Source organism: Nocardioides sp. T2.26MG-1 (assembly GCF_950101795.1).
GTDB lineage: Bacteria > Actinomycetota > Actinomycetes > Propionibacteriales > Nocardioidaceae > Nocardioides.
In genome coordinates this window covers 994592-1001293 of the sequence record NZ_CATNLZ010000001.1, presented here as the reverse complement: position 1 = coordinate 1001293, position 6702 = coordinate 994592, and the positions used below count along the sequence as shown (strand labels likewise).

The window sequence follows — 6702 nt, the reverse complement described above, 5'->3', positions numbered from 1 at the left end:
CCACCTCGACCCCACCTGGGCCACCGGCGGCAACACCAACACCAAACACGGCCGACTGCTCTGCCCAAAGCACCACGCCAGAGCCCACGACCCCCACTACACGACCACCCACCTCCCCAACGGCAAGGTCGCCTTCACCCGGCGCACATAGACCGAACCAATCCTCGGCCCTCACCACCACGGACGACCCCCACCCACCCGCAGCCCAACCAACGGCCGCAACCACCGCCCACCGCAACCACACTCCCTCGAGAACCAGGAGGCGGGACCACACACCTGCCCCCACGCCTGCCCGCAAGCCGCCCGGCCTCCGCCACCCCGCGCAGGCCGTCAGGCGCCCGAGCTCAGGGGGCGTCGATCCCCCAACCGCCCATGATCCACACACCGATACCCGCTGCGGAGGCGCGCGCTAGGAGATCGACCACCTGAGCCCCCGTCACGCCGTCCTCGTCCATGCGGGCCAGCCTCCACGGCGCAGGGGGCGCTCGCCACCCGATTCACGGCCCGGGGCCGCGGCCTTCTGATCTCGATCCGACGGTCGGCCAGCACGTCGGCGGGTGCGAGGGACCAGACGGTATGGCGTGACTGGCCCGGCAGTCACGCCATCCTGTCTAGGGCCGCACGAGCTTCCAGGTCCCTTCAGAGATGACCTCCACGACGCCGTCGACGACCGTGATCGCCGACTGGTCGTCGAGGACGTAGGCCGGGCCGCCGATGGCGCCGGCCCAGCGCTCGGCGTCGGCCATGGTGTTCTCGGGGAACACGTCCAGGTGCGGGAAGATCGAGAAGTCGACGACACCCAGCGTGAGGTCATCCGGCGCGGTCGGCCACTCGACGAACTCGGTGCCGATCCGGGGTGTCATCACCATGCTCCCGGCGCTCACGCCCACCCAGACGGTGTCGGCCAACAAGGGGAGGCGGTCGGCGAGTCCGGACTCGCGCATCCAGTGGCACAGGTACGTCGCCTCGCCACCGTCGACGAGGAGCACGTCGGCCTCCTCGACCCAGGGCACCCAGCGGTCGGGGCCGATCGTCGGCAGCGCCGTGAGCTCGAGGAGCCCCAGCGACCTCCACGGCAGCGAGGTCATGCCGCCGCTCGGCTGGGCGCCGCTGACGAACCGGCGCGCGGACGCCGGGCCGCACATCGGGTGGCCCCACTGCGCCGTGGGGATGCAGAGCGCGGTGGCCTCCTCGACCGGCTCGCCGAGCAGGTCGAGGAGCGCGCGGTGGATGCTGGCGTTGGTGATACCGCCGGACGTGAGCAGCAGCTTCACGGTTCCTCCTGGATCGAGTGGGCTTCATGCCCGCAACGAACGGGCCGGTCCCGGATCGACACACCGCCCGCCGGAGCCGTCTACTCCTGCGAGCGACGTCGGTAGGCGCTCGGCGGGCAGCCCACGAGGGCGGCGAAGTCGCGACCGAAGTGGGCCTGGTCGAACCAGCCGAACGTGGCGGCGAGGTCGGCGAGCGGGCCGGCGTAGCCCTCGTCGAGGGCGGTCACGACGTCGTGCATCCGGTAGCGCGCGAGCACCCACTTGGGCCCCACGCCGACGTAGCGGGCAAAGAGCCGTTCGAGCGACCGGCGACCGATGCCGTGGCGCTCGGCGACCTCGGCGACCCGCAGCAGCGACCGGTCGGCCAGCATGTCGGCGATCACACGCAGGAGAGCGTCGTAGGACGGGTCGGGCTCGGCGGGCAGGAGCGACTCGAGCGCCGCGCAGGCCGTGGCGGTCGCCACCGCCGACGGGGTGTCCGGCGCCAGCTCGCGCAGCCCCGCGCCGACGGCGGGCGGCAGCACCTCGCGGACCGGGACCGTGCGGTCGACCAGCGCCTTCGCGTCGTGACCGGTCAGGGCGGTCACCGCACCGGGGCGCAGCTTGACCCCGTGCACCCACCCGCGGCCGTGCACCTCGACGTCGAAGCGGTGGGTGACGACCCCGGTGACGACCACGGCCTCACCGGCGGTCTCGGGTCGTCGCGCCGTGCCGTGCTCGACGCTCACGGTGCTCGACGGGTGGGGCACGATCGCACTGGTGAACGCGACGTCGGGCGGCAGGTCCCACCGCAACGTCCAGTGGTACTCCACCCACGGCGCCAACGCCGGGGAGGTGTCGGTGCGCTCGAGCGTGACGTGCCGGGAGAACATCTCGGGCCGGAGGATCCCGGCACGCGTCGTCGTCGCATTCGTCCTAGTCGGCACGCGTCCAGACTAGGGACGATCGGGGACATGACCGATGCCACGACGACCACGCCCGTCGCCACCTTGAAGATGACCACCCTCGACGCCGGGGACGTCGCCGCCGAGGCGACGTTCTGGGCCGGTCTGCTCGGCTGGGAGGTGGCGCACCAGCAGGCGGAGTACGCGATGCTGACCGGCCCGTCCGGCGCTCCCGCGCTCGGGATCGGGCTGGTCGCCGACCATCAGCCGCCGTCCTGGCCGGACGAGGGCGGGCGCAAGCAGTTCCACTTCGACCTCGCCTGCGCCGACATCGCCGCGACCGAGGCGCACGCCCTCGGCCTCGGCGCGAAGCTCGCCGACCCGCAGCCCGGCGAGACCTGGCGCGTGCTGATCTCGCCCTCGGGTCACCCGTTCTGCCTCACCGACGCCGCGAACTAGTAGCCGGTGGGCTCGGGCTCAGCCGCGCAGGGCGGCGTACTCCTGCGCGATCGCGGCGCCGAGCCGGGCGTTGTGACGCACCAACGCGATGTTCGCGGTCAGCGAGGCGCCGCCGGTGATCTCGACGATCCGGCCGAGGAGGTACGGCGTCGCGTCCTTGCCGTGGATGCCGAGCGCGTCCATGTCGCCGAGTGCCTGCTCGATGATCGCGCCGATCTCGTCGGCGGGGATCTCGTCCTCGACGGGGATGGGGTTGGCGATGACGACCCCGCCGGCGATGCCGAGGTCCCACTTCGCGGCCATGGTCGCGGCGATCTCGGCTGGAGTGTCGGCACGCATCGGCGCGGCGTGCCCGCTGGAGCGGGAGAAGAAGGAGGGGAACTCGTCGGCGCCGTAGGCGAGCACCGGCACGCCCAGCGTCTCCAGGCGCTCGAGGGTGAGGCCGATGTCGAGGATGCTCTTCACACCGGCCGAGACCACGGCGACGTCCGTCGTCCCGAGCTCGGTGAGGTCGGCGGACTCGTCGAAACTCTGCTGCGCGCCGCGGTGGACGCCGCCGAGGCCGCCGGTGACGAAGGTGCGGATCCCGGCGAGGGCGGCCAGGCGCATGGTCGCGGCGACCGTGGTGGCGCCATGGGCGCCGCGGGCGATGACGAAGGGCAGGTCGCGCACGCTGACCTTCGCCACGTCCTCGTGGCTGGCGAGCAGCTCGAGGTCGTCGGTGCCGAGCCCGATCCGGGGGCGGCCGTGGAGCACCGCGATCGTCGCCGGCACCGCGCCGGCGTCACGGATGATGTCCTCGACCTCGGTCGCCATCTCGACGTTCTGCGGGTAGGGCATGCCGTGGCTGATGATCGTGCTCTCCAGCGCGACCACCGGGGCGCCGTCGCGCAGGGCCTGCGCGACCTCGTCGGTGAGCGTGAGCATCGGGTGTGGGCCCAGGTGAGGCGTGGTCATGACAGCAGGCTCCTGACGAGTCGGTCGGTGAGGTCGGGTCGGACGGTGTGGGGACTGGCGATGGTGAGTGCCGCGGCGGCGTGGCCGTACGCCGCGGCCTCGGCCGGCTCTGCTCCGGCGAGCAGGTCGTGGCAGAACGCGCCGGTCATCGAGTCGCCCGCGCCGGTCACGTCGATCACGTCCCCGGCCACGTCGGGCGAGACGGACTCCAGGGCGATGACGCCGTCGGCCGAGCTGAGCAGCGACCCGGCCGGCCCGAGCCGGATCCAGACGAGCTCGACGCCGCGGTCGTGCAGCGACCGCGCGGCGGCCTCCTGCTGGCGCCGGGTCCGGGTCGGCAGGTCGGTGAGCGCGGCGAGCTCGTCGCGGTTGGGCGTCATCGCGAAGACCGGGCGCTCGCGGGTGACCAGCGGCGCGAGGGCGGCCGCCTTCGGCACGCTGACCGGGTCGAGCAGCACCCGGGTGCCGGCGTCAGCGGCCAGGTCGAGGGCGTAGCCGAGGGTCGCGGTGGCGAGGTTGCCGTCCAGGACCATCAGCGACGCCGTGGCCACGAGGTCGCGGGCGGCGCCGACCTGGTCGGGTGAGAGCTCGTCGGTGGCGGCCATGTCGGCGACCGCGACGACGAGCTCGCCGTCGGCGTCGAGCACCGCGGTGTAGGTGCCGGTCGACCGGGCGCTGCGGCGCACGTGCTCGACCAGGACGCCGGCGTTCGACGTGGCCGAGAGGACCTGGTCGCCCAGCCCGTCGCTGCCGATCGCGGCGACCAGGTGGGTGCGGGTACCGAGCCGGGCGAGGTTCTCCGCGATGTTGCGGCCGACGCCGCCGGCGGCCATGGAGGCGGCCCCGGGGTTGCTCGACGCCGTCACCGCCGTCCGGGTGCTCCGGGCCTTGATGTCCATGTTGGCGCCGCCGACGACCACCACCGACGGGCCCTCGCTGAGCACGTAGCCCCGGCCGAGCAGCACGCCCTTGCGGGTCAGGTTGGACAGGTGCACGTTGACCGCCGCCCGGGTGGTGCCGAGCGCCTCGGCGATCGCGGCGGAGCCGGCGAGGGGGTCGCGGCGGAGCAGCGCGACGATCGCGCGCTCACGCTCCGTCAGGTTCACACTTACTACAATAAGCCCTCTTTATCCGAATAAGCAAGAGGCCCGGGGATCACGAGCGCCGCGATCGCGGTCGTGAGCGGCACGGCCAGCACCAGGCCGATGCTGCTGGCCAGCGTGCGCACCACCTCCTGGGTGATGTCCTCGGTGGCGAGCAGGTCGTCGAAGGGCAGGCCGTAGAGCTGGAGGATCAGCAGCACGGCGAGCGCCGTACCGGCGTAGGCGAACACGATCGTGTAGATCGTGGAGGCGATGTGGTCGCGGCCGATGCGCATCCCGCTGGCGAACACCTGCGCCCGGGTCATCGTCGGTGCGGCACCGCGGATCTCCCACACCGCGGACGACTGCGTGATGGTGACGTCGTTGAGCACGCCGAGCCCCGCCACCACCGTGGCGCACGCGAACAGGCCGTGGAAGCTCAGGTCGCCGACCAGGCTGGACAGGACGCCCGCCGACTCGTCGGGGATCCCGGTGAGGTGGGTGGCATTGGTGGCCAGCACGCCGAGCCCGGCGGTCACGAGGACGCCGGCGAGCGTGCCGGCGAGCGCGGTGCTGGTGCGCAGCGAGAACCCGTGGGTCGTGTAGAGCACCACGAACATGATCGCGGCCGCGGTGGTCAGCCCGACCAGGAGCCCGGACTCCCCGGTGAGCAGCGCCGGCAGCGCGAACTCCCACAGCACGACGCCGCTGAACCCGAGACCGACCAGCGCGAAGAGCCCGCGCCACCGCGCGACCAGCAGCACCAGGAACACGAAGACGCCGAGCAGGACCAGCAGCGGTGTGGTCCGGTCGGTGCCGAAGTAGGCGTACGACGCGTCCGCGCCGTCCGCGCCCGGGGTGCGCTGCACCTTCACTCGGTCGCCGGGCGCCAGCCCCGACTTCGAGACCTGCGGCGCGACCTGGACCGAGGCGTGATCGCCCTTCCCCGCACCCTCGGCCACCGTGACCTCGAGCAGGCCGCAGTCCCCGGCGCGTTGGGCGGGCCCGGCACAGGGCGGGCGCACGGCGTCCACCTCGGCCGTCGGGAACGTGACGCCGGGCAGCGCGAACGGCACGCTCTCGGTGATCCGGTCGACCTCCGACCCGCTCGGCCACAGCAGGACGAGGCCCGCGACGGCGGCGACCGCGGCCAGGGCGAGCGCGGAGAGCAGCGCCGCGCGCGGACCCCGGGCGACCTCGACCTCGGCGCCCGGGTCGCCGTGCCCATGACCGTGACCGCCGGCGTGCCGGTGCCCACGGGGAGCGCGGTGCGCGTGACCACCGGCCATGAGCACCCTCCTCGTCCCGAGCGTGGCGGTCGCCCCCGCTTCCGGGGACAGTCTGCCGTCCGGGCCGATGGGCGCGGAACCGGCCCGGTGCCCCAGAATGGGTTCGTGCCGACGACCAGCCAGTGGATCGCCTTCGTGGCGGCCAGCGTGCTGTTCATCCAGGTCCCCGGCCCGAGCCTGCTGTTCACGATCGGCCGGGCGCTGACCGTCGGCCGCCGCGACGCGCTGCTGTCGGTGGTCGGCAACTCCTGGGGCATCGTCACCCAGGTCTTCGCGATCGCGGTCGGCCTCGGCGCGGTCGTCGCGGCGAGCGCCGAGGCCTACCTGGTCGTGAAGGTCGTGGGGGCGGCGTACGTCGTGTGGCTCGGCGTGCAGGCGATCCGGCACCGCTCCGACGCCCGGCTCGCGCTCGAGGCGGTCGGCCGGGGCCCGCGGCCTTCGGCGCCGGCCCTGACGTCGCTGCGGGTCGGCTTCACCGTCGGGGTGACGAACCCGAAGACGCTGGTGTTCTTCGTGGCGTTCCTGCCGCAGTTCGTCAACGACTCCGCGGGCCACGAGGGCCTCCAGGTGGCCGCCCTCGGTGTGGTGTTCGGGACGCTCGGGGTGACCTCCGACAGCATCTGGGCACTGGCGGCGGGCAAGGCCCGCGACTGGTTCGCCCGGCGACCGCACCGTCTCGACCGGCTCGGTGTCGCCGGGGGCGTGATGATGATCGGTCTCGGCGCCACCCTCGCGGCGTCCAAGTAGCCGGAGCCGC

7 protein-coding genes are annotated in these 6702 nt (G+C 73.2%); 2 read left to right on the top strand and 5 right to left on the bottom strand.

What is annotated here, in order from left to right; all coding sequences use genetic code 11:
* Positions 1-611: 611 nt before the first annotated feature.
* Positions 612-1274, bottom strand: a complete 663-nt coding sequence (locus QQZ14_RS04925; protein WP_284533059.1) for a Type 1 glutamine amidotransferase-like domain-containing protein — start codon at positions 1272-1274, stop codon at positions 612-614.
* A gap of 80 nt (positions 1275-1354) precedes the next feature.
* Positions 1355-2200 (bottom strand): helix-turn-helix domain-containing protein, encoded by an 846-nt coding sequence (locus tag QQZ14_RS04920; RefSeq protein WP_284533058.1) that lies wholly within the window; start codon positions 2198-2200, stop codon positions 1355-1357.
* Positions 2201-2227: 27 nt separating this feature from the next.
* Here QQZ14_RS04920 and QQZ14_RS04915 point away from each other — a divergent pair, with 27 nt between their 5' ends.
* Positions 2228-2617 (top strand): VOC family protein, encoded by a 390-nt coding sequence (locus tag QQZ14_RS04915; protein ID WP_284533057.1) that lies wholly within the window; start codon positions 2228-2230, stop codon positions 2615-2617.
* An 18-nt stretch (positions 2618-2635) separates the two neighbouring features.
* Here QQZ14_RS04915 and QQZ14_RS04910 read toward each other — a convergent pair whose 3' ends face one another.
* From QQZ14_RS04910 to QQZ14_RS04900, 3 genes are read right to left on the bottom strand one after another with little or no spacing between them, the layout of a single operon-like run.
* Complete coding sequence (locus tag QQZ14_RS04910; RefSeq protein WP_284533056.1) at positions 2636-3574, bottom strand: pseudouridine-5'-phosphate glycosidase; 939 nt, start codon at positions 3572-3574, stop codon at positions 2636-2638.
* Positions 3571-4680, bottom strand: coding sequence for a carbohydrate kinase (locus QQZ14_RS04905; RefSeq protein WP_284533055.1), 1110 nt, complete (start codon positions 4678-4680; stop codon positions 3571-3573). The genes QQZ14_RS04910 and QQZ14_RS04905 overlap by 4 nt, the downstream gene beginning before the upstream one ends.
* A gap of 5 nt (positions 4681-4685) precedes the next feature.
* The gene (locus QQZ14_RS04900) at positions 4686-5945 is read right to left on the bottom strand and encodes a YibE/F family protein (protein ID WP_284533054.1); all 1260 of its coding nucleotides are present in this window, start codon (positions 5943-5945) and stop codon (positions 4686-4688) included.
* A gap of 105 nt (positions 5946-6050) precedes the next feature.
* Between QQZ14_RS04900 and QQZ14_RS04895 the strand changes: the two genes are divergently transcribed.
* Positions 6051-6692 (top strand): LysE family translocator, encoded by a 642-nt coding sequence (locus tag QQZ14_RS04895; RefSeq protein ID WP_284533053.1) that lies wholly within the window; start codon positions 6051-6053, stop codon positions 6690-6692.
* Positions 6693-6702 lie beyond the last annotated feature (10 nt).